Source organism: Pseudomonas sp. NFPP02 (genome assembly GCF_900119355.1).
GTDB lineage: Bacteria > Pseudomonadota > Gammaproteobacteria > Pseudomonadales > Pseudomonadaceae > Aquipseudomonas > Aquipseudomonas paracarnis.
Genome location: NZ_FPJI01000001.1, coordinates 306,622 through 328,841, shown reverse-complemented (window position 1 = coordinate 328,841; position 22,220 = coordinate 306,622). Strand labels below are relative to the sequence as shown.

General features: G+C 59.4%; 21 protein-coding genes. 17 read left to right on the top strand and 4 right to left on the bottom strand.

What is annotated here, in order from left to right; translation table 11 throughout:
* The first annotated feature begins 280 nt into the window (after positions 1–280).
* The 8 genes from BT204_RS01525 (at position 281) to BT204_RS01490 (ending at position 7,533) form a co-directional block, all read left to right on the top strand.
* Entirely contained in the window at positions 281–1,624 is a 1,344-nt protein-coding gene (locus tag BT204_RS01525) for an OprD family porin (protein WP_034128998.1), read from the top strand.
* Positions 1,625–1,898: 274 nt separating this feature from the next.
* Positions 1,899–2,537: a peroxiredoxin gene (locus tag BT204_RS01520; RefSeq protein WP_003195267.1), complete on the top strand. Its 639-nt coding sequence runs from the start codon at positions 1,899–1,901 to the stop codon at positions 2,535–2,537.
* Between the two features lie 328 nt (positions 2,538–2,865).
* Entirely contained in the window at positions 2,866–3,459 is a 594-nt protein-coding gene (gene ssuE, locus BT204_RS01515) for an NADPH-dependent FMN reductase (RefSeq protein WP_054895984.1), read from the top strand.
* A gap of 97 nt (positions 3,460–3,556) precedes the next feature.
* Positions 3,557–4,525: a sulfonate ABC transporter substrate-binding protein gene (locus BT204_RS01510; protein ID WP_072445610.1), complete on the top strand. Its 969-nt coding sequence runs from the start codon at positions 3,557–3,559 to the stop codon at positions 4,523–4,525.
* Between the two features lie 26 nt (positions 4,526–4,551).
* The gene (gene ssuD, locus BT204_RS01505; RefSeq protein ID WP_003195260.1) at positions 4,552–5,700 is read left to right on the top strand and encodes an FMNH2-dependent alkanesulfonate monooxygenase; all 1,149 of its coding nucleotides are present in this window, start codon (positions 4,552–4,554) and stop codon (positions 5,698–5,700) included.
* A gap of 9 nt (positions 5,701–5,709) precedes the next feature.
* Positions 5,710–6,495 (top strand): aliphatic sulfonate ABC transporter permease SsuC, encoded by a 786-nt coding sequence (gene ssuC / locus BT204_RS01500; protein WP_072445609.1) that lies wholly within the window; start codon positions 5,710–5,712, stop codon positions 6,493–6,495.
* The gene (ssuB, locus tag BT204_RS01495; RefSeq protein ID WP_032902254.1) at positions 6,492–7,298 is read left to right on the top strand and encodes an aliphatic sulfonates ABC transporter ATP-binding protein; all 807 of its coding nucleotides are present in this window, start codon (positions 6,492–6,494) and stop codon (positions 7,296–7,298) included. Before ssuC ends, ssuB begins: the two co-directional genes overlap by 4 nt.
* A 19-nt stretch (positions 7,299–7,317) precedes the next feature.
* Entirely contained in the window at positions 7,318–7,533 is a 216-nt protein-coding gene (locus tag BT204_RS01490; RefSeq protein WP_003176783.1) for a TOBE domain-containing protein, read from the top strand.
* Between the two features lie 122 nt (positions 7,534–7,655).
* Here BT204_RS01490 and BT204_RS01485 read toward each other — a convergent pair whose 3' ends face one another.
* Positions 7,656–8,285 (bottom strand): TetR/AcrR family transcriptional regulator, encoded by a 630-nt coding sequence (locus BT204_RS01485; RefSeq protein ID WP_072445608.1) that lies wholly within the window; start codon positions 8,283–8,285, stop codon positions 7,656–7,658.
* Between the two features lie 229 nt (positions 8,286–8,514).
* Positions 8,515–9,891: a glutamine synthetase family protein gene (locus BT204_RS01480; protein ID WP_003195252.1), complete on the bottom strand. Its 1,377-nt coding sequence runs from the start codon at positions 9,889–9,891 to the stop codon at positions 8,515–8,517.
* A 597-nt stretch (positions 9,892–10,488) separates the two neighbouring features.
* Here BT204_RS01480 and BT204_RS01470 point away from each other — a divergent pair.
* The 7 genes from BT204_RS01470 to BT204_RS01440 all read left to right on the top strand — a co-directional run bounded on the left by BT204_RS01470 (position 10,489) and on the right by BT204_RS01440 (position 18,889).
* The gene (locus tag BT204_RS01470; protein ID WP_003195249.1) at positions 10,489–11,847 is read left to right on the top strand and encodes a glutamine synthetase family protein; all 1,359 of its coding nucleotides are present in this window, start codon (positions 10,489–10,491) and stop codon (positions 11,845–11,847) included.
* A 57-nt stretch (positions 11,848–11,904) separates the two neighbouring features.
* Positions 11,905–13,269: an aspartate aminotransferase family protein gene (locus BT204_RS01465; RefSeq protein ID WP_014720386.1), complete on the top strand. Its 1,365-nt coding sequence runs from the start codon at positions 11,905–11,907 to the stop codon at positions 13,267–13,269.
* 183 nt (positions 13,270–13,452) lie between these two features.
* Positions 13,453–14,547 carry a polyamine ABC transporter substrate-binding protein gene (locus tag BT204_RS01460; protein WP_034129075.1) on the top strand — a complete coding sequence of 365 codons (1,095 nt, stop codon included), beginning with the start codon at positions 13,453–13,455 and terminating at the stop codon, positions 14,545–14,547.
* A gap of 240 nt (positions 14,548–14,787) precedes the next feature.
* Complete coding sequence (locus tag BT204_RS01455; RefSeq protein WP_034128995.1) at positions 14,788–15,882, top strand: polyamine ABC transporter substrate-binding protein; 1,095 nt, start codon at positions 14,788–14,790, stop codon at positions 15,880–15,882.
* Positions 15,883–15,948: 66 nt separating this feature from the next.
* The gene (gene potA, locus BT204_RS01450) at positions 15,949–17,091 is read left to right on the top strand and encodes an ABC transporter ATP-binding protein (protein WP_003195240.1); all 1,143 of its coding nucleotides are present in this window, start codon (positions 15,949–15,951) and stop codon (positions 17,089–17,091) included.
* Positions 17,088–18,008: an ABC transporter permease subunit gene (locus tag BT204_RS01445; protein ID WP_003195238.1), complete on the top strand. Its 921-nt coding sequence runs from the start codon at positions 17,088–17,090 to the stop codon at positions 18,006–18,008. Before potA ends, BT204_RS01445 begins: the two co-directional genes overlap by 4 nt.
* The gene (locus BT204_RS01440) at positions 18,005–18,889 is read left to right on the top strand and encodes an ABC transporter permease subunit (RefSeq protein WP_003195236.1); all 885 of its coding nucleotides are present in this window, start codon (positions 18,005–18,007) and stop codon (positions 18,887–18,889) included. The genes BT204_RS01445 and BT204_RS01440 overlap by 4 nt, the downstream gene beginning before the upstream one ends.
* A 129-nt stretch (positions 18,890–19,018) precedes the next feature.
* On the opposite strand, the gene BT204_RS01435 is transcribed toward BT204_RS01440, so the two are convergent.
* Positions 19,019–19,660, bottom strand: a complete 642-nt coding sequence (locus BT204_RS01435) for an HD domain-containing protein (protein ID WP_072445606.1) — start codon at positions 19,658–19,660, stop codon at positions 19,019–19,021.
* A gap of 248 nt (positions 19,661–19,908) precedes the next feature.
* Here BT204_RS01435 and BT204_RS01425 point away from each other — a divergent pair, with 248 nt between their 5' ends.
* A complete protein-coding gene (locus BT204_RS01425; protein WP_072445605.1) occupies positions 19,909–20,874 on the top strand; it encodes a GlxA family transcriptional regulator in 966 nt (321 codons plus the stop codon).
* On the opposite strand, the gene BT204_RS01420 is transcribed toward BT204_RS01425, so the two are convergent.
* A complete protein-coding gene (locus BT204_RS01420; RefSeq protein ID WP_034128991.1) occupies positions 20,852–21,205 on the bottom strand; it encodes a carboxymuconolactone decarboxylase family protein in 354 nt (117 codons plus the stop codon). The two genes, BT204_RS01425 and BT204_RS01420, sit on opposite strands and share 23 nt — an antisense overlap.
* Positions 21,206–21,304: 99 nt before the next feature.
* On the opposite strand from BT204_RS01420, the gene BT204_RS01415 reads away from it, so the two are divergent.
* On the top strand, positions 21,305–22,213 hold the full coding sequence (locus tag BT204_RS01415; protein ID WP_034128990.1) for an AraC family transcriptional regulator: 909 nt from the start codon (positions 21,305–21,307) through the stop codon (positions 22,211–22,213).
* Positions 22,214–22,220: the final 7 nt, after the last annotated feature.

The following is a 22,220-nucleotide window of genomic DNA, read 5'->3' as shown; positions in this document are numbered from 1 at the left end:
AATTAGCTTATGGAGCGGCGCGTCTATCCTGACCGGCCAGCTTCACGGAAAGTCTTATTCCTGGATCGTATGAAAAAGAATGAAATAATTCTTTTTGGGTGTATGAAAAACTCATTACCCTGCAGGGACCAAATCAACTGCGATTAGACGAAGGTAGTAGACACACAAGGTTACGATTGACTTGGTGGTCACTATCTGGCGCTAATCGCGCATCTGTGGATCGAGGGCGTCAGACCCGAGACCAAAGAAATACAAAAATTAGAAATGAGAGGAGCGGTACATGAAGAAGTCCACCTTGGCTGTGGCTGTAACGTTGGGCGCAATCGCCCAGCAAGCAGGCGCTGCCGGTTTCATCGAAGACAGCAAGGCCACACTGGGCCTGCGTAACTTCTACATCAACACCGATAACCGCGAAGGCACGGCCAACCCGAGCCGCAACGAAGAGTGGGGCCAAGGCTTCGATCTGCGTTTCATCTCCGGTTACACCCAAGGCACCGTCGGCTTCGGTCTGGACGCTATCGGCCTGCTGGGTGTTCGCCTGGATTCCGGCGGTGGCACCAACGGCGCGACTGCCAGCTCCTACGGTGGCACGATCTTCCCGAGCAAGTCCAATGGCGAAGCCGTTGATAACTACTCCAGCCTGGGCCTGACTGCCAAGGCCAAGATCTCTCAAACCGAACTGAAGTTGGGTACCTTGCAGCCCAAGCTGCCGGTCATCGTCACCAACGATGGTCGTATGCTGCCGCAAACCTTCCAAGGTGGCCAGATCACCTCCAGCGACATCAAGGACCTGACCCTGGTCGCGGGCCAGATCGAAAAGGCCAAGGGCCGTAACTCCAGCAACAACGAAAGCCTGTCCATTTCCGGCGCCAACAGCCGCGGTGTGAACTGGCGTTCGAGCAACAAGTTCTACTACGCCGGTGGCGACTACAAGATCACCAAGGATCTGACCGCCCAGTACTACTACGGCAACCTGGAAGATTTCTACAAGCAACACTTCCTGGGCCTGACCCACAACTGGGCTATCGGCCCTGGCGTGCTGAAGTCTGACCTGCGTTACTTCAACAGCTCCGACGATGGCAACAACGGTAACCAGTCCGCTTATTTCTCGACGGGCAACTACAGCGGCGTGAACTCCGGCCGTGGCAAAGTCGACAACAACCTGTACAGCGGCCTGTTCCTGTACTCGGTGGCCGGTCACACCTTCGGTGGCGGTTACCAGGTCAGCAACGGCAGCAGCGACTTCCCTTGGCTGAACCAGGGTGACGGCTCGTCGGCTTACATCACCACCGACATGCAAATCCAGAAGTTCGCCCGTGCCGGCGAGCGTACCTGGCAAGCTCGCTACTCCTACGACTTCGCCAAAGTCGGCGTGCCTGGCCTGACCGCCGGTGTGGTTTACCTGAAAGGTGATCATATCGACACCGTCGCCAGCAACCGTACCGAGTTCACCGGCCAGTCCGAGTGGGAGCGTGACATCACTGTTGCCTACGTCGTACCGGAAGGTCCGCTGAAGAACGTCGGCGTGGCGTGGAAAAACGCTATGTGGCGCAGCGACATCGCCAACGCGCGTAACCAGGACGAAAACCGCTTGATCGTCAGCTACTCGATCCCGCTGTTGTAAGACTGTAAAACCTTGCCCGGCGCAATGCCGGGCAAGGTGTCTTGCTATTCAAGTCGGGCTCAACCCCCGCAAGCCCTTCCTGAATCCCTCTTTTTTGCAGCGTCTCAAGGCCTTCTCGAACCTTGAAGGCGATGTTGGCCTCAGGCCGTTCCCAAGTCCAATGAACTGATTTTTAATATTCTTTTATCGTCTAGATAAATCGATATTTATTCTTTTTAAATCACCAAAAATCCATGCACAGTGGGCTCCATAAGCACTCATCAGGAGCCACACCATGAGCCTAAGACTGGGCGATATCGCCCCCGACTTCGAACAGGATTCCAGCGCCGGCAAGATTCGCTTCCACGAATGGCTGGGCGACAGCTGGGGTGTGCTGTTTTCCCACCCTGCGGACTTCACGCCGGTGTGCACCACCGAGCTGGGTTTTACCGCCAAGCTCAAGGATGAATTCGCCAAGCGTGGCGTCAAGGCCATCGCCCTGTCGGTAGATCCGGTGGACTCGCACCACAAGTGGATCGAAGACATCAACGAGACCCAGAACACCGTGGTCAACTTCCCGATCCTGGCCGACGCCGACCGCAAGGTCTCGGACCTCTACGACCTGATCCACCCGAATGCCAGCGATACCCTCACCGTGCGCTCCTTGTTTGTGATCGACCCGAACAAGAAGATCCGCCTGACCATCACCTACCCGGCCAGCACCGGGCGTAATTTCCATGAAATCCTGCGGGTGATCGACTCGCTGCAGCTGACCGACAACCACAAGGTGGCAACACCGGCCAACTGGCAGGATGGGGATGAGGTGGTCATCGTGCCGTCACTCAAGGACGAGGAAGAGATCAAGAAACGCTTTCCCAAGGGCTATCGCGCGGTGAAGCCGTACCTGCGTCTTACCCCACAACCCAATCGTTAAGGCATCACGGACCATGCCTCTGTAGGAGCGAGCTTGCTCGCGAAAAACGTCAACGATAACGCGTGCTTCCTGAATGAACGCGGCGCCTGTGAGTTTTTCGCGAGCAAGCTCGCTCCTACCAAAAAGCACTGACTCACAGCAGGGGTTTTCAGGCCGTTTCCACGGCCTTTTTTTTCGCCTGGGGATTGATCAATCGCTTATGTTTTTATGGAATAAACAAATGAATAAATAAGATTTATAGATATATAAATCTGCTGATAAGGTCTATCCCATCTTGGCGCCATCGCCGTACAGCGAACCGCCGACACTTGCTCAAGGAATCTCCTGCATGCTGGTCGTAACACTTGGAGGCAGTCCCAGCCAGCGGTCCCGCTCTGGGGTCTTGCTGGATAAAACCCGTCAGTGGCTGCAACAGCAGGGCGTGGAAGTGGTGAGTTACCAAGTACGGGACTTCCCGGCTGAAGACTTGCTGCATGCGCGCTTCGACAGCCCCAAGGTCATCGACCTGCTGCAACAAGTCGCCAATGCCGACGGCCTTGTGATTGCCACGCCGGTGTACAAGGCGTCGTTTTCCGGGGCGTTGAAGGCCGTACTGGACCTGCTGCCGGAGCGTGCGTTGGCCCATAAGGTGGTGCTGCCGATGGCGACCGGCGGCAGCATCGCCCACATGCTGGCGGTGGACTACGCCCTGAAGCCGGTGCTGTCGGCCCTCAAGGCCCAGGAATTGCTCCACGGTATTTTTGCCGAAGACAGCCAGATCGCCTATGGCGAAGGCAGCGTGCAGGCGCAACTGGTGCCGGTACTCGAACAGCGTCTGCACGAAGCCCTGGAGCAGCTCTACAGCGCCATGGCGCGCCGGCCAAAACCGCTGGACCCTGACGTATTGAATGAACGTTTGTTGAGTGCTCGCTGGAGCATCTGAGCCTCACCCCGAAAAGCTGGAAACACTCACCTTACTCAGCCGACAACGGCCAAGCAGGTGCAGCCAAAACCCTAATCGCACAGTTGGAGAGAGCGCCATGCGCACTGTCATCTTGCGTCGTGGTCTGGTCGCACTCTTTGCTGCGGCTGTGTCCCTCGGCGCCATCGTTCAAGCCCAAGCCGCCGAGACCTTGCGGATCGGTTATCAGAAGTACGGCACCCTGGTGCTGCTCAAGGCCAAGGGCACCCTGGAAAAACGCCTGGCCGACCAAGGCGTGCAGGTGCAGTGGACCGAGTTTCCCGGTGGCCCGCAATTGCTCGAGGGCCTGAACGTCGGCTCCATCGACTTCGGCGTTACTGGCGAAACCCCACCGGTGTTTGCCCAGGCGGCTGGCGCCGATCTGCTCTACGTCGCCTACGAACCACCCGCGCCTACCAGCGAAGCGATCCTGGTGCCCAAGGACTCGCCGATCAAATCGGTGGCCGAGCTCAAGGGTAAAAAGGTCGTGCTCAACAAAGGCTCCAACGTGCACTACCTGCTAGTGCGTGCCCTGGAAGATGCCGGCCTCAACTACACCGACGTAAAGACCGTGTTCCTGCCCCCCGCCGATGCCCGTGCTGCGTTCGAGCGTGGCAGCGTGGACGCCTGGGTGATCTGGGACCCGTACCAGGCCGCCGCCGAGAAGCAACTACAAGCGCGCACCCTGCGAGACGGCACCGGGATTGCCGACAACCATCAGTTTTACCTGGCCACCAAACCCTACGCCGAACAGCACCCGCAAGTGATCAAGGCGTTGGTGGAAGAGGTGCGTGCGGTAGGCGAATGGTCCAAGGCCAACCCGCAGGAAGTGACTGAGCAGGTCGCCCCACTGCTCGGCCTGCCGGCAGATATCACCCTCACATCGGTGAAACGCCAGGGCTACGGCGCGCTGTTCCTGACCCCGGAAGTGGTCGCCGCCCAGCAGAAAATCGCAGACACCTTCTACCAACTCAAATTGATCCCCAAGCCCTTGAGCATCAAGGACGTGATCTGGACGCCACCCGCCGCGGTTGCCAAAGCGCCGTAATCCGACTTCATTCAGGAGACAACTCCATGAGCCTCAATATTTTCTGGTTCCTGCCCACCCACGGCGACGGTCATTACCTTGGCACCGCCGAAGGCGCCCGCGCTGTCGACCACGGTTACTTGCAACAAGTGGCCCAGGCTGCTGACCGCCTGGGTTTCGGCGGGGTGTTGATCCCTACGGGTCGCTCTTGCGAAGACTCGTGGTTGGTGGCCGCCTCGCTGATCCCCGTGACCCAGCGCTTGAAATTCCTGGTTGCCCTGCGCCCTGGGATCATCTCCCCCACCGTGGCCGCGCGTCAGGCCGCGACCCTGGATCGCCTGTCTGGTGGCCGTGCGCTGTTCAACCTGGTCACCGGTGGCGATCCGGAAGAACTGGCTGGCGACGGATTGTTCTTGAGCCATGAAGAGCGCTACCAGGCGTCGGTGGAATTCACACGCATCTGGCGCCGTGTGCTGGAAGGCGAGACCGTGGACTACGACGGCGAGCACATCAGCGTCAAAGGCGCAAAATTGCTCTACCCACCGATTCAACAACCACGCCCGCCGCTGTATTTCGGGGGTTCCTCCGAAGCCGCCCAGGACCTGGCGGCCGAACAGGTCGAGATGGTGCTGACCTGGGGCGAGCCGCCGGCAGCCGTTGCGGAAAAGATCGCGCAGGTACGCGCCAAGGCTGCAAAACTGGGACGCACGGTGCGCTTTGGCATTCGCTTGCATGTGATCGTGCGCGAAACCAACGACGAAGCCTGGAAAGCCGCCGACAAACTGATCTCCCACCTGGACGACGAGACCATCGCCCGCGCCCAGGCGTCCTTGGCGCGCTTCGATTCGGTGGGCCAGCAACGCATGGCAGCCTTGCACGGCGGTAGCCGTGACAACCTGGAAGTCAGCCCCAACCTGTGGGCCGGCGTCGGCCTGGTACGTGGCGGCGCAGGGACGGCGCTGGTGGGCGATGGCCCAACGGTTGCGGCGCGGGTCAAGGAGTACGCGGACCTGGGTATCGATACCTTTATCTTCTCCGGTTATCCACACCTGGAAGAGTCGTATCGGGTCGCCGAGCTGTTGTTCCCGCACCTGGATATCGAACGTCCCGAGCTGCCCAAAAGCGCCGGCTACGTCAGCCCGTTTGGCGAGATGGTGGCCAACGACATCCTTCCCAAAGCTGCGTCACAGAGCTGAGGCGCCGTTATGGACTTAGAAAAAATCAGCCATCGCGTGGCGCCCTGGGTGCTGCCGATCTTATTGCTGGCGGTGTGGCAGTTGTCGGTGTCGGCGGGTTGGTTGTCGACGCGCATTCTGCCAGCGCCGAGTGCGGTGATCGAAGCCGGGATGAACCTGGTGGTCAGCGGCGAAATCTGGACGCACCTGGCCATCAGCGGCTGGCGCGCCGGCCTGGGCTTTGTGATCGGTGGCAGCATCGGTCTGGCCCTGGGCTTTATCACCGGCTTGTCGAAGTGGGGCGAACGCTTGCTCGACAGCTCGGTGCAGATGATCCGCAACGTGCCGCACCTGGCGCTGATTCCGCTGGTCATCCTGTGGTTCGGCATTGATGAGACTGCGAAAATTTTCCTGGTGGCCCTGGGTACCTTGTTCCCGATCTACCTGAACACTTACCACGGCATCCGCAATGTCGACCCGGCACTGGTGGAAATGTCGCGCAGCTATGGCTTGTCCGGTTTCAGCCTGTTCTGGCAAGTGATCCTGCCGGGCGCGCTGCCGTCGATCCTGGTTGGGGTGCGCTTTGCCCTGGGCTTCATGTGGCTGACGTTGATCGTGGCGGAAACCATCTCGGCAAGTTCCGGCATCGGTTACCTGGCGATGAATGCCCGTGAATTCCTGCAAACCGACGTGGTGGTGCTGGCCATCGTCATGTACGCCATCCTCGGCAAACTGGCAGACCTGGCAGCCCGCGGGCTGGAACGTGTGTGGCTGCGCTGGCACCCGGCGTACCAAGTCAAAGGAGGCGCAGCATGACGGCTCAACAACCTCCGCGTCTGTTGAAGGGCATCCCTCTGGCAGTGCGCAAATTGCGCAAGGCCTTTGGTACCCGCGAAGTGCTCAAAGAGATTGACCTGCATATTCCCGCGGGGCAGTTCGTGGCCGTGGTCGGTCGCAGTGGTTGCGGCAAAAGTACCTTGCTGCGCCTGTTGGCGGGGCTGGACAAAGCCAGTGGCGGCGAGCTGCTGGCCGGCTCCGCGCCACTGCACGAAGCGATTGAAGATACGCGGTTGATGTTCCAGGAAGCGCGCTTGCTGCCATGGAAGAAGATCATCGATAACGTCGGCCTGGGCCTCAAGGGCGACTGGCGGCCCAAAGCGCTGGATGCGCTGGAAGCGGTTGGCCTGGCCGAGCGCGCCAATGAATGGCCGGCGGCGTTGTCCGGTGGCCAGAAACAGCGCGTGGCACTCGCACGGGCGTTGATCCATCAGCCGCGCCTGTTACTGCTCGATGAGCCGCTGGGCGCACTGGATGCCCTGACCCGCATCGAGATGCAGCAACTGATCGAAAACCTGTGGCGCAAGCACGGTTTCACGGTGTTGCTGGTGACCCACGACGTCAGCGAAGCCGTGGCGATTGCCGACCGCGTAATTCTGATTGAAAACGGCGAAATCGGCCTCGACCTGAACATCGATCTGCCACGCCCACGGGCCCGTGGCTCACACCGCCTGGCCGCGCTGGAAGCCGAAGTGCTCAACCGCGTGCTGTCGCTACCCGGTTCCCCACCGGAACCCGAACCTGTTTCACCGCTGCCGACGCAATTGCGTTGGGCTCAATAACTCACACAGGAAAAACACCATGACTATTAAAGCCATCAACGTGCGTAACCAGTTCAAAGGCACCATCAAGGAAATCGTGGTTGGCGACGTGCTGTCGGAAATTGACGTGCAGACCGCGTCCGGCATTGTCACCTCGGTGATCACCACCCGTTCGGTCAAGGAGTTGGAGCTGGTGATCGGCAGTGAAGTGATTGCCTTTGTGAAATCCACTGAGGTGTCGATTGCCAAGTTGTGATAACGCCACTGATCGTTCCCACGCTCTGCGTGGGAATGCCGCCTGGGGCGCTCCGCGTCCCGCTGTGCCAAAGGTGACGCAGAGCGTCACGGGATGTATTCCCACGCAGAGCGTGGGAACGATCAGCGCTTGGGCAGATAGGCCGGCAAATAAAGCCCCACATACGCATCAAACACCCGCATCCCTTCCTCCGCCATGCGCGGCGTAATCAGCCCATGCTGATGCACCGAGCGCGCGTACACGCGGTCGCTCAACTCCAATGCCAGAGCAAACACGTCCACATCGCTCGGTAGCGTTGGCACTTCAAAGTGGCGATTGAACACCGCCAGCATCAAGTCGCCCAATTCCAAATCATGCTGGCGATCGGCCTGGGTCACTTCGGTCAACCCATGCTGGGCCAGGATCAACTGGCGCGCCGCGGCATCTTTGCTGTAGATGCTGAGCATGCGTTGTTCAACGATGTAGGACAGGTCGCGCCAATGCTTGAGCGATTCATGCTCGATGGGCGCCTGGATGGCGGCGCGAAAGGCTGCGTGAACGTCAGCGGTCAACGCCTCAAGCAACGCCGGCACACTGGCGAAAAAGTGGTACACCGATGACGGGGGAATCTGTGCTCGTTCGGCCACGCTGTAGATCGACAAGCTGGCCACACCTTCGGCGGCCAGCAAGGTGCGGGCGGCGTCGAGGATCGCGTCGATCCGGGCCTGGCTGCGGGCGCGGGGTTTGCGAACAGTGGCGGGGCGGGTGGTCATGGATGTCTCCTACAAGGCAGCAGGCATTGTATGAGCAGGAATCTGTGTTGTCTGCCAAGCCGCCTTCGCGAGCAAGCCCGCTCCCACATTTAACTGCATTCCAAAGTTGAAACCCGACCCCTGTGGGAGCGGGCTTGCTCGCGAAGAGGCCAACTCGGTCTACCGGTAGAAACCCATAAAAAAACGCCACTGACCAAAATCAGCGGCGTTCTTTTATTGCAGCAACCGCTTACACGGTATGCAGGTACCAGTTGTACTCAAGGTCGGAGATGGAGTGTTCAAACTCCTCCAACTCACTTTCCTTACAGGCGACGAAGATATCGATGTATTTAGGATCGATGTACTTGGCCATCACCTCGCTGTCGTCCAACTCACGCAGCGCATCGCGCAGGTTGTTCGGCAGGCTCTGCTCGTTCTGCTCGTAGCTGTTGCCTTCCACTGGAGCGTTCGGCTCGATCTTGTTGGTCAGGCCGTGGTGTACGCCCGCCAATACCGAGGCCATCAGCAGGTAAGGGTTGGCATCGGCGCCAGCCACACGGTGTTCGATACGCACGGCATCGGACGAGCCGGTGGGTACGCGAATCGCCACGGTGCGGTTATCCAGGCCCCAGCACGGCGAGTTCGGCACGTAGAACTGTGCGCCGAAACGACGGTAGGAGTTGACGTTGGGGCACAGGAACGCCATTTGGGCGGGTAGGGTCTCCAGCACACCGCCGATCGCGTGACGCAATGCGGCGTTCTGCTCGGGATCCTCGCTGGCAAAGATGTTCTTGCCGTCCTTGTCCAGAATGGAAATGTGTACGTGCAGCCCGTTGCCTGCCTGGCCTGGGTAAGGCTTGGCCATGAAGGTGGTGTCCATCTCATGGTCGTAGGCGATGTTCTTGATCAGGCGCTTGAGCAGTACCGCGTAGTCGCAGGCCTTGATCGGGTCGGCGACGTGGTGCAGGTTCACTTCGAACTGCGCCGGGGCACTTTCCTTGACGATGGCATCGGCCGGAATGCCTTGCTCCTTGGCACCTTCCAGAATGTCCTGGAGGCAGTCGACGTATTCGTCGAGGTCGTCGATCAGGTAGACCTGTGTCGAGTGCGGGCGTTTGCCGGAGATCGGCGAGCGGGGCGGTTGTGGGCGGCCGTTCACGTTCTCCTGGTCGATCAGGTAGAACTCAAGCTCGAAAGCGGCGCAGATGGTCAGACCGAGGTCGTCAAACTTGGTGACAACTTGGCGGAGCACTTCGCGCGGATCGGCGAAGAAAGGTTCACCTTCAAGTTCGTGCATGGTCATCAGCAGTTGCGCGGTGGGGCGCTTTTGCCAGGGTTCATTGCACAGGGTGTCGGGGATTGGATAACAGATTCGGTCAGCATCACCGATGTCCAGGCCCAGGCCGGTGCTTTCCACCGTAGAGCCGTTGATATCCAGGGCAAATAAAGAGGCAGGCAGGTTAATGCCCTTCTCGTAAACCTTGTGGAGGCTGGTGCGTTCGATGCGCTTACCGCGCACCACACCATTCATATCCGCAATTAGAAGGTCTACGTACAGAACCTCAGGATGATCCTTAAGGAACGCGTTCGCTTCGTTAAGCTGAACGGCACGCGGGGGTACCGACATGATGCAACACCTTTGTTGTTAAAAATATCAATCATTGATCTTTTCTGGTTTCAGTCAACCCGAACGGCCTGCCGAAGTCAAGCGAGGCATTTTTTGCCCTAAAAAAGCGCCATGAAGCCTTTTTTGCGGGGTTTTGGGGCGGTTTTTTGGGTTTTAGGGGCTTGGGACCTGCAGGCTTGAGCGGGCCGTGTAGGATTTTTTACGGGGGTGTTGTGTAAAAAAATGAACAAGGCTAAGCTCGATTCAAACCCATAACAGCAATAATACCGGGGTGCTTCATGTTTCACCTGCCGCCAATCGGCGTCTCTGCCTGCTCCAGCCAGGCTTTGTCCGCAGCTCGTTCGCCCCGTGTGAATGCCCAGGCACCGGCCAATATTCTTGACGGCCCGGCCGATCTCCTTTTTGCCATCTCCGACGCCACTGAGCGACCCTCATCCGCCGTGCCGATCATAATTGCGCACAACTTTGGCCTGAGGAATGCAACCCATGGGCAAATGGCAGGTAAGCTCCTACCCTGAATGAAAAAACGACGCGGATGCTGCGTCAACCAACGCCTGGCCTTTAATGGATGCCAGGAAACCCAGCCCAGAGGCATTTATGAGTAACAACCTCGACCAGCTCACCGATTGGTTGAAAGACCACAAGATCACAGAAGTCGAATGCATGATTGGCGACCTCACCGGTATTACCCGGGGCAAGATCTCGCCGACCAACAAGTTCATTGCCGAAAAAGGCATGCGCCTGCCCGAGAGTGTTCTGTTGCAGACCGTGACCGGCGACTATGTCGAAGACGACATCTATTACGAATTGCTCGACCCGGCCGACATCGACATGATCTGCCGCCCCGACCAGAACGCGGTATTCCTGGTGCCCTGGGCCATCGAGCCGACCGCCCAGGTGATCCACGACACCTACGACAAGCAAGGCAACCCGATCGAGCTGTCGCCGCGCAACGTGCTCAAGAAAGTCCTCAAACTCTACTCCGACCGCGGCTGGCAGCCCATCGTGGCGCCGGAGATGGAGTTCTACCTGACCAAGCGCTGCGAAGACCCGGACTTCCCGCTGCAACCGCCGATTGGCCGCTCCGGCCGCCCGGAAACCGGTCGCCAGTCCTTCTCTATAGAAGCAGCCAACGAATTCGACCCGCTGTTCGAAGACGTCTACGACTGGTGCGAACTGCAGGAACTGGACCTCGACACCCTGATTCACGAGGACGGCACCGCGCAGATGGAAATCAACTTCCGTCACGGCGATGCCCTGTCTCTGGCCGACCAGATCCTGGTGTTCAAGCGCACCATGCGTGAAGCCGCGCTCAAGCACGACGTGGCCGCCACCTTCATGGCCAAGCCCATGACCGGCGAGCCCGGCAGCGCGATGCACCTGCACCAGAGCATCATCGACATTGCCACCGGCAAGAACGTCTTCTCCAATGAAGACGGGACCATGAGCCAACTGTTCCTCAACCATATTGGCGGCCTGCAGAAATTCATCCCTGAATTGCTGCCTTTATTCGCCCCCAACGTGAACTCGTTCCGCCGCTTCCTGCCCGACACCTCGGCGCCGGTGAACGTGGAATGGGGCGAAGAAAACCGCACCGTCGGCCTGCGCGTACCGGATGCCGGCCCGCAGAATCGCCGCGTGGAAAACCGCCTGCCTGGCGCCGACGCCAACCCGTACCTGGCGATTGCCGCCAGCCTGTTGTGCGGCTACATCGGCATGGTCGAAGGCCATAACCCGAGCGCGCCGGTGGTGGGCCGCGGTTACGAGCGACGCAACCTGCGCCTGCCGTTGACCATCGAAGACGCCCTGGAACGCATGGAAAACAGCAAGACCATCGAGAAATATCTGGGGCAAAAATTCATCACAGGCTACGTCGCGGTCAAGCGGGCCGAGCATGAAAACTTCAAGCGCGTGATCAGTTCGTGGGAGCGGGAATTCCTGCTCTTCGCCGTCTGATGCGCCGGGCGCGCCCTTCAAACGGCGCGCCTTCACTGAAAAGTCTAGGAGATTGGTATGTCCAGCAACAACCCGCAAACCCGTGAATGGCAAGCCTTGAGCAATGATCACCACCTGGCGCCGTTCAGCGACTTCAAGCAATTGAAAGAGAAAGGCCCAAGGATCATCACCAAAGCCCACGGCGTTTACCTGTGGGACAGCGAAGGCAACAAGATCCTCGACGGTATGGCCGGCCTGTGGTGCGTGGCGATCGGTTACGGTCGCGATGAACTGGCCGATGCCGCCGCCAAGCAGATGAAAGAACTGCCGTACTACAACCTGTTCTTCCAGACCGCACACCCGCCGGTATTGGAGTTGGCCAAGGTCATTTCCGATGTCGCGCCGGCTGGCATGAACCACGTGTTCTTCACCGGCTCTGGCTCCGAAGGCAACGACACCATGTTGCGCATGGTCCGCCACTACTGGGCGATCAAGGGCCAGCCCAACAAGAAAACCATCATTGCCCGCAAGAATGGCTACCACGGCTCTACCGTGGCCGGCGCCAGCCTGGGCGGCATGACCTATATGCACGAGCAGGGCGACTTGCCGATCCCGGGCATTACCCACATCGCGCAGCCGTACTGGTTTGGCGAAGGCGGCGACATGAGCCCCGAGGAATTCGGTGTGTGGGCCGCCAACCAGTTGGAAGAGAAAATCCTGGAGCTGGGCGTGGACAACGTCGGCGCCTTTATTGCCGAGCCGATCCAGGGTGCCGGTGGCGTGATCGTGCCGCCTGCCACGTACTGGCCGCGCATTAAGGAAATCCTCGCCAAGTACGACATCCTGTTTGTCGCCGACGAAGTAATCTGCGGCTTCGGCCGTACCGGTGAGTGGTTCGGTAGCGATTTCTACGACCTCAAGCCGCACATGATGACCATCGCCAAGGGCCTGACCTCGGGCTACGTGCCCATGGGCGGCCTGATCGTGCGTGACGAAGTGGTGGCGGTGCTCAACGAAGGGGGCGATTTCAACCACGGCTTTACCTACTCCGGCCACCCGGTGGCCGCGGCCGTGGCGCTGGAAAACATCCGCATCCTGCGCGATGAAAAAATCGTTAACCGTGTGCACGACGAAACGGCACCGTATTTGCAAAAGCGTCTGAGGGAACTGGGCGATCATCCGCTGGTGGGTGAAGTACGCGGCGTCGGTATGCTCGGTGCGATCGAGCTGGTGCAGGATAAGGCGACGCGCAAGCGTCATGAAGGCAAAGGCGCGGGCATGATCTGCCGAACCTTCTGCTTTGAAAATGGCCTGATCATGCGCGCCGTGGGCGACACCATGATCATTTCGCCGCCACTGGTCATCAGCAAGGCTGAAATCGACGAGCTGGTAACCAAGGCGCGCCATTGCCTGGACCTGACTTTGGCTGCCTTGCAGGGCTAAGTGCTAGGCTCAGTGCGCGGTGCACTGGGCAGTTAAAAATGCAGGGGCTTTGGTTGAAAGCCGGCCCCTGAACTTGCCAGACTGTCGCCCTGTTTTGTTGCCCTTCGGTTGGGCCGTAAAACATACAACGCTTGTGGCCCAAAAAAGAAAAAATTGGAGCATCACCAAATGAAGGCATTAGGTTTGAAGAACGCTGGCAAGACCCTCCTCGCCTTGTCCCTGATGGGTGCAATGGCGGGCGCGGCCCAGGCAGACAATAAAGTGCTGCACGTCTACAACTGGTCCGACTACATTGCACCGGACACCATCGCCAACTTTGAAAAAGAGTCGGGCATCAAAGTGGTGTACGACGTTTTTGACAGCAACGAAACCCTGGAAGCCAAGTTGCTGGCAGGCAAGTCCGGCTACGACATCGTTGTGCCGTCGAACAGCTTCCTCGCCAAGCAGATCAAGGCCGGTGTCTACCAGGAGCTGGACAAGTCCAAGCTGTCCAACTACGACAACCTGAACAAATCCCTGCTCAAGGCCGTATCGGTCAGCGACCCGGACAACAAGCACGCCTTCCCGTACATGTGGGGCTCGATGGGGATCGGCTACAACCCGGAGAAGGTCAAGGCCGCACTGGGCGTGGACAAGATCGACTCGTGGGACGTACTGATGAAGCCGGAAAACATCGCCAAGCTGAAAAGCTGCGGCGTGAGCTTCCTCGATTCGCCAACCGAAATGCTGCCGGTAGCGCTGCATTACCTGGGCCTGCCGACCGACACGACGAAGAAGGCTGATCTGAAACAGGCCGAAGACCTGTTCATGAAAATCCGTCCTTCGATCGGCTACTTCCACTCCTCCAAGTACATCTCCGACCTGGCCAACGGCAACATCTGCGTGGCTGTGGGCTACTCGGGTGACATCGAACAGGCCAAAACCCGCGCGGCTGAAGCCGGTGGCAAGGTCAAGATCGCCTACGACATTCCCAAGGAAGGTGCTGGCAGCTTCTTCGACATGGTCGCCATTCCCAAGGATGCCGAAAACGTCGAGGCTGCCTACGCATTCATGAACTACCTGCTCAAGCCAGACGTCATGGCCGCGATCACCAACAGTGTGCGTTTCCCGAACGGTAACGAGAAAGCCACTGCCCTGGTCGATAAAGACATCACCAGCGACCCGGGTATTTATCCGTCGGCCGAAGTGCAATCCAAGCTCTACGCCATTGCCGACATGCCAGCGGCAACTCAGCGTGAAATGACCCGTAGCTGGACCAAGATCAAGTCCGGTAAATAACGCACAAACCTGTAGGAGCGAGCTCGCTCGCGAAAATCGTCAACGATAACGCGGGGCCTCTGATAGCCCGCGTTGCCTGTGAGTTCTTCGCGAGCAAGCTCGCTCCTACAAACAGTGGCAGCCGTACAGAAAATAAATGACAGAAAGTTTTGCCGGATCGGTTTATCGACGGTAAGTTGCGCGCCGGTTTTGTTGCCGGGCAACAACTTCAAGGCCCCAACTATTCAAGAGGACCTCCACTTGCCAATTTCTTTATTTCGCAAAGCCATGCTGGTGGGTGCAGGTATCACGCTGGCTGCCAGCGTACAGGCCGCACCGACGGTGCATATTTATAACTGGTCGGACTACATCGGCCCCGACACCCTGGCCAACTTCGAAAAGGCCAGTGGTATCAAGCCTGTGTATGACGTGTTTGACTCCAACGAAACCCTGGAAGGCAAGTTGCTCGCCGGGCGTACCGGCTACGACGTCGTGGTGCCGTCCAACCATTTCCTGGGCAAGCAGATCAAGGCTGGAGCGTTCCAGAAGCTCGACAAGTCACTGCTGACAAACTACGCCAACCTCGACCCGGTGCTGCTCAAGCGCCTGGAAAAGAACGACCCGGGCAACCAGTACGCGGTGCCGTACCTGTGGGGCACAAATGGCATTGGCTACAACGTCGACAAGGTCAAGGAAGTGCTGGGGGTCGACAAGATCGACTCCTGGGCCGTGTTGTTCGAACCGGAAAACATGAAGAAGTTGGCCACTTGCGGCGTGTCGTTCATGGACTCGGCCGATGAAATGCTGCCCGCAGTACTCAACTACATGGGCCTGGACCCCAACAGCACCAACCCGGCCGACTATAAGAAAGCCGAGGAAAAACTGCTGAAAGTGCGGCCCTACGTGACCTACTTCCATTCCTCCAAATACATCTCGGACCTGGCCAACGGCAACATCTGCGTGGCGGCCGGTTTCTCCGGCGATGTGTTCCAGGCCAAGGCCCGTGCGGCGGAGGCGGGCAAAGGCGTGAACATCGCCTACACGATTCCCAAAGAAGGCGGCAACCTGTGGTTCGACGTGCTGGCGATTCCCAAGGATGCCAGCAACGTCAAGGAAGCCCACGCCTTCATCAACTATTTGCTGCAGCCTGAGGTGATCGCTCAGGTCAGCGATCAAGTCGGTTACGCCAACCCTAACCCAGGGGCGGACAAACTGATGGAGCAATCGATACGCACCGACGAAGCGGTTTACCCACCGCAGGCGGTTCTCGAGCGGACATTCGTCAACTTTGAGCTACCCCCGAAAGTGCAGCGTTTAATGACCCGTAGCTGGACCAAGGTCAAGACGGGCAAGTAAGGCTAAAACTATCCAAGGCTGGCCCGCATTGGGCCGGCTGCACAGTTTTTTTTGGGAGTTTCGTAAATGGCAGTTGCCTCCGGCGCCTATAAGAAAGCCCTCGAGGGCGACCAGACACCGAAAAAGGTGCTGGTCAAAATCGACCGGGTCACGAAGAAGTTCGACGAGACGATTGCCGTGGACGATGTGTCCCTGGAAATCAAGAAAGGCGAGATCTTCGCCTTGCTCGGCGGTTCGGGTTCGGGCAAATCCACCTTGCTGCGCATGCTTGCAGGTTTCGAGCGCCCAACCGAAGGTCGCATCTACCTCGACGGTGTGGACATCACCGACATGCCGCCCTACGAGCGGCCGATCAACATGATGTTCCAGTCCTACGCCTTGTTCCCGCACATGACCGTGGCGCAGAACATCGCCTTCGGCTTGCAACAGGACAAGATCCCCAAGGCTGAAGTCGACGCACGCGTGGCCGAGATGCTCAAGCTGGTGCAGATGAGCCAGTACGCCAAGCGCAAGCCGCACCAATTGTCCGGCGGCCAGCGCCAGCGTGTGGCCTTGGCCCGCTCCTTGGCCAAGCGCCCGAAGCTGCTGCTGCTCGATGAGCCGATGGGCGCACTGGACAAGAAGCTGCGCTCGCAGATGCAACTTGAGTTGGTGGAGATCATCGAGCGCGTTGGGGTGACCTGCGTGATGGTGACCCACGATCAGGAAGAGGCCATGACCATGGCCGAACGCATCGCGATCATGCACCTGGGCTGGATCGCTCAGATCGGCAGCCCGATCGATATCTACGAAACTCCCACCAGCCGCCTGGTGTGCGAGTTCATCGGCAACGTCAACATTTTCGACACCCAGGTGGTGGACGACGCCGAAGGCCACGCAGTGCTCAAGTGCCCGGACCTGGACCGCGACATCTACGTAGGCTACGGCATCGCCACCTCGGTGGAAGACAAGTCGGTGACCTACGCCATTCGCCCGGAAAAGCTGTTGGTGACCACCGAAATGCCGACCTGCGAACACAACTGGTCCAGCGGCAAGGTGCACGACATCGCCTACCTGGGCGGCCACTCGGTGTTCTACGTGGAGCTGCCGAGCGGCAAGCTGGTGCAGTCTTTCGTCGCCAACGCCGAACGCCGTGGCCAGCGCCCAACCTGGGGTGACCAGGTGTACGTGTGGTGGGAAGACGACAGCGGCGTGGTACTTCGCTCATGAACATGAAGAAATTCAAGCGGCGCTTGGATCGCATCGTGCCCAATGGCAAGCAGGTGGTCATCGGGATTCCCTTCCTCTGGCTGTTCCTGTTTTTCGCACTGCCGTTTTTCATCGTGCTGAAAATCAGCTTTGCCGAAGCCGATGTGGCGATCCCGCCCTATACCGAGATCTATACCTACGTTGAGCAAAAGCTGGAGGTGGTGCTGAACCTGGCCAACTACAGCTTGCTGGCGGGCGACGAGTTGTACATCGCCGCCTACCTGGGCTCGCTGAAGATGGCGTTTTTCAGCACGCTGCTGTGCCTGCTGATCGGCTACCCGATGGCCTACGCCATTGCCACCGCGCGCAAAGAGATGCAGACCGTGCTGGTGCTGCTGATCATGATGCCCACCTGGACCGCGATCCTGATCCGGGTGTATGCGTGGATGGGCATCCTCAGCAACAACGGCCTGCTCAATGGCTTCCTGATGTCCATGGGCTTGATCAACGAGCCGCTGCAGATCCTCAACACCAACATCGCGGTGTACATCGGCGTGGTCTATTCGTACCTGCCGTTCATGATCCTGCCCCTGTACGCCAACCTGGTGAAGCACGACCAGAGCCTGCTGGAAGCCGCTTCGGACCTCGGTTCGAGCACCTTCAACAGCTTCTGGAAAATCACCGTGCCGCTGTCCAAGAACGGCATCATCGCCGGTTGCATGCTGGTGTTTATCCCGGTGGTGGGCGAGTTCGTGATTCCTGAACTGCTCGGCGGCCCGGAAACCCTGATGATCGGTAAGGTGTTGTGGCAAGAGTTCTTCAACAACCGTGACTGGCCGGTGGCGTCTGCCCTGGCGGTGGTGATGCTGGCGATCCTGATCGTGCCGATCATCCTGTTCAACCGCAGCCAAGCCAAAGAGCTGGAGGGCAAGATATGAAGCGCTTTCGTTTCTCCAGCTTCATGCTGGTCGCAGGCTTGTTGTTCATCTACCTGCCGATGTTGATCCTGGTGATCTACTCGTTCAACGAATCCAAGCTGGTGACAGTGTGGGGCGGTTGGTCGATCAAGTGGTACGTGGGCCTGTTGGACAACACCCAGTTGATGGGCTCGGTGGCCCGCTCCCTGGAAATCGCCTGCTACACGGCGGTGGCGGCGGTGGCGTTGGGTACTCTGGCGGCCTTCGTGCTGACGCGCATCAGCCAGTTCAAGGGCCGCACGCTGTTCGGTGGCCTGGTGACGGCGCCGTTGGTGATGCCGGAAGTGATCACCGGCCTGTCGCTGTTGCTGCTGTTCGTGGCCATGGCGCAGATGATCGGCTGGCCCCAGGAGCGTGGCATCGTCACCATCTGGATCGCCCACACCACCTTCTGTGCGGCGTATGTGGCGGTGGTGGTGTCGGCGCGCTTGCGTGAGCTGGACCTGTCGATCGAAGAAGCGGCGATGGACCTGGGCGCGCGGCCGTGGAAGGTGTTCTTCCTGATCACCATCCCGATGATCGCGCCATCGCTGGCAGCGGGCGGCATGATGTCGTTCGCGCTATCGCTGGACGACCTGGTACTGGCCAGCTTCGTGTCGGGCCCTGGTTCCACCACCTTGCCGATGGAAGTGTTCTCGGCGGTGCGTCTGGGGGTTAAACCCGAGATCAACGCCGTGGCGAGCCTGATTCTGTTGGCGGTGTCGCTGGTGACCTTCCTGGTGTGGTTCTTCAGCCGTCGGGCCGAAGAGCATCGCAAGAAGGCTATTCAGCAAGCGATTGAAGAAGCCGCAGCGGATGGCTGGCAGCAGCCGGACAAGCGCCGGGCGCCAGCGCCGGTCTAACTGCTGGAACAGGGTAAAAGTGTGGGAGCTGGCTTGCCTGCGATGGCGGTGTATCAGTCACTTATAAGGTGCTGACTCACCGTCATCGCAGGCAAGCCAGCTCCCACATTTGATTGCATTTCAGGTTGATTACATCGCCCACGGCGACGTGCGGATCACCTGCACAAAATTCATCGGCTTGAACCCCGGCTCCTGGTCCACCAGCACGTCGGTCTTAACATTGCCAAACGTGGTCTGCGGGCGATGGCGCAAGCCGTCTGCGAACGCGCAGATGATGCACTCCTTGAACCCTTCACCCCGTGGATGTGCATGCACCACCGCTTCGCGCTGCGTGCTGCTGAACGCGGCGTAGTCGATGCCCAGCACGTCCATCTCCACACCGGCGGTCACCAGCGCTACGGTGGGGCGCAGGTGTTTCGGCACGCCCGGTGTGGTGTGCAGGGCGATGGACAACCACACTTGTTCGATATCGTCATCGCTCAGCCCATAGGGCTTGAGAAATGCGGCGGCGGCGTTGGCGCCGTCCACTTCAAAACGCTCGTCGTCACTGCGGTGGCCTTCCACCAGGCCCAGGTCATGGAACATCGCGCCGACGTAGAGCAACTCCGGGTTGTAGGCCAATTGCTTGCGCTCACCGCTCAAGGCGCCGAACAGGAAGACCCGGCGCGAATGGTGGTAGAGCAGGTCCGATTCGACGTCGCGGATGTATTCGGTGGTGGCCCTGGCCAAGGCGCTATCAGGGATCTGAATACCGGCTATGGTGATGCTCATGGTGGATCTCCTCTGGAAAGACTTCAGTCTGGTCCCATGACCCTGAAGCGGCTATTGCGACAGGGAGGCGATCCCGGCCAATGTGCCGCCACATCGTGCCAAGCATGTAGGCGATCCCCTGTGGGAGCTGGCTTGCCTGCGATAGCATCACCTCGGTGTACCTGAGGTACCGAGTCGTCTGCATCGCAGGCAAGCCAGCTCCCACAAGGGGAGCGCATTTATCCAGTTGGAAAAAGGTGTTTGTGACCATGGGCAAAACCGTCGCCATCCTGATCTTCCCCGGTGTCCAGTCGCTGGACGTGAGCGGGCCGATGGATGTGTTCTGCGAGGCCAACCGCTTCCTGGCGCCCGAGGATCACTATCGGCTGGAAGTACTCGGCTTTGGCCACGGCGCCATGGCGGCCTCCAACGGTTTGTCACTGCAGGCGCACAAGCACTACAGCGAAGCCCGGCAACCCTATGACCTGTTGCTGGTCGCCGGTGGCCCGCAGTTACCCTTCGAGGATTTCGGCTTCGAGTTTGACGCTTGGCTGCGCGCGGCCGCCGCGAAGGCGCAGCGCTTCGGCTCGATCTGCAATGGCGCCTTCATGCTGGCCCGTGCAGGTCTGCTGGACGGCAAGACCGTCACTACCCATTGGAACGATGCCGCCAGCCTGGCGCGCCTGTTTCCCTCGGCCCAGGTCGAAGCCGACCGTCTCTATGTGCAGGACGGCAAGCTCTACACCTCCGCCGGGGTCACGGCAGGTATCGACCTGTCGTTGTACTTGCTGGCCCAGGATCACGGCCCGGAAGTGGCGCTGAGCGTGGCCAAGCGCCTGGTGGTGTTCACCCAGCGCTCGGGCGGGCAATCGCAGTTCAGCCCGTTCCTCACGCCCCATGCCGAAACCACCTCGGCGGTGGCGCTGGTGCAGCTGTACGTGCTGGCCAACCTGACGGGAGACTTGACCATTGCCGACCTGGCCAAGGCGGCCAATATGAGTGCGCGCAATTTCTCCCGGGTGTTTGCCCGTGAAGCGCGGATTACGCCGGCGGAATTTGTCGAGAGGGCGCGCGTGGATGCGGCACGGGTGATGCTTGAAAGCAGCCACGCACCGCTTAAGACCGTGGCCTATCAATGCGGCTTTCGCGACGCCCAGCACATGCGCAGTGTGTTCAACCGCCGGCTGGGCGTCACGCCGCAACAGTTCAGGCTTAACTTTGCGGCGCCGGTTTGAGCGTGTCGTAGGCTTCCAGGGCGCGCAACGAGTAGATGTAGGCCGCGCCTGCATTCAGCGAGATCGCGGTGGCCAGTGTGGCCGCCACTTCTTCGCGGGTTGCCCCGGCCTTGATCGCGGCATCGGCATGCACGCCGATGCAACCGTCGCAGCGGGTGGTGATCGCCACCGCGATGGAAATCAGTTCACGGGTCTTGGCGTCGAGTACATTGTTTTCCTCGGCAGCTTCCCCCAGCGCCATGTAGGCTTTGACCATCTTCGGGTTGCTCTTGCCCAGTGAGCCAAAGGCTTTCTTCACGGTAGGCAGCAAGTCGGACCAGTTATTGAACATTGCGGTAACTCCTGAACAGGTTGGGTGTGAAGCCAGTCTGTAGCGTTGAAGGCTACGGCTATTGTTCAATCCGCTCATTTTTTTGACCGATGCTCGCAAATGAATGCCATCGACACCCTTATCGCGCTGGCCAACCTGCGCGGCAGCCTGGATTTGCGTTGCCAGTTCCAAGGGGACTGGGCGTTGGACCATGCGCCGGAAAACCTCGGCGTGGCGCCTTATCACATCGTGCTTAGCGGCACCTGCCGCGCCGAGTTGTCTGGCGGGCAATATGTAACGTTGGAGGAGGGCGATATCCTGCTGATGCCCGGTGGCGGTACCCACTTGCTGCGCAGCCAGGGCGCGCGGATCCGCCCGATGCAGCCTCGCGTTATCGAAGGGGGTGCGCTGACCGTGCACCGTTTGGGCGGTGAACAGCCGGATGTGGATATGCTGTGTGGCAGCTTTCACTACAACCGCCAATCGCTGTTGTTCGATGCGTTGCCGGACTACCTGGTGGTGTCCAGCCGCCAGTGGCAAGGCGATGGGCAACTGGCGGCGTTGATAGCGTTGCTGCGCAGTGAAGCGGACGGGCAGCAAGTGGGTGCCCGTTCGTTTATCAATGCGCTGTCGTCAGCCCTGTTCACCTTGATCCTGCGCAGTTGGCTGAGCGACCAGGCGCCAGGGGCGGGAACCTTCGCCTTGCTCGCTGACAAGCGCTTGAGCAAGGCCTGGCAAGCCATGCTGGCCGAACCTGGGCATGAATGGACCATCGATGGTCTGGCGTCGGCGGCCAGCATGTCCCGTGCGACTTTTATGCGTGCGTTCGTCAAAGTGGCAGGTGTATCGCCCTGGGTGTTGCTCACCCAATTGCGCATGGAGATGGCGTTCAACCTGCTGCGCCAGTCACGCCTGAGCCTGATCGATATCGCCGCCCAGGTGGGTTATCAATCCCAGGCGGCGTTCAGCAAGAAATTCAAGGACACCTACGGCCAAGCGCCAGGGCGCATGCGGGCTCACACCCGATGATCATTCC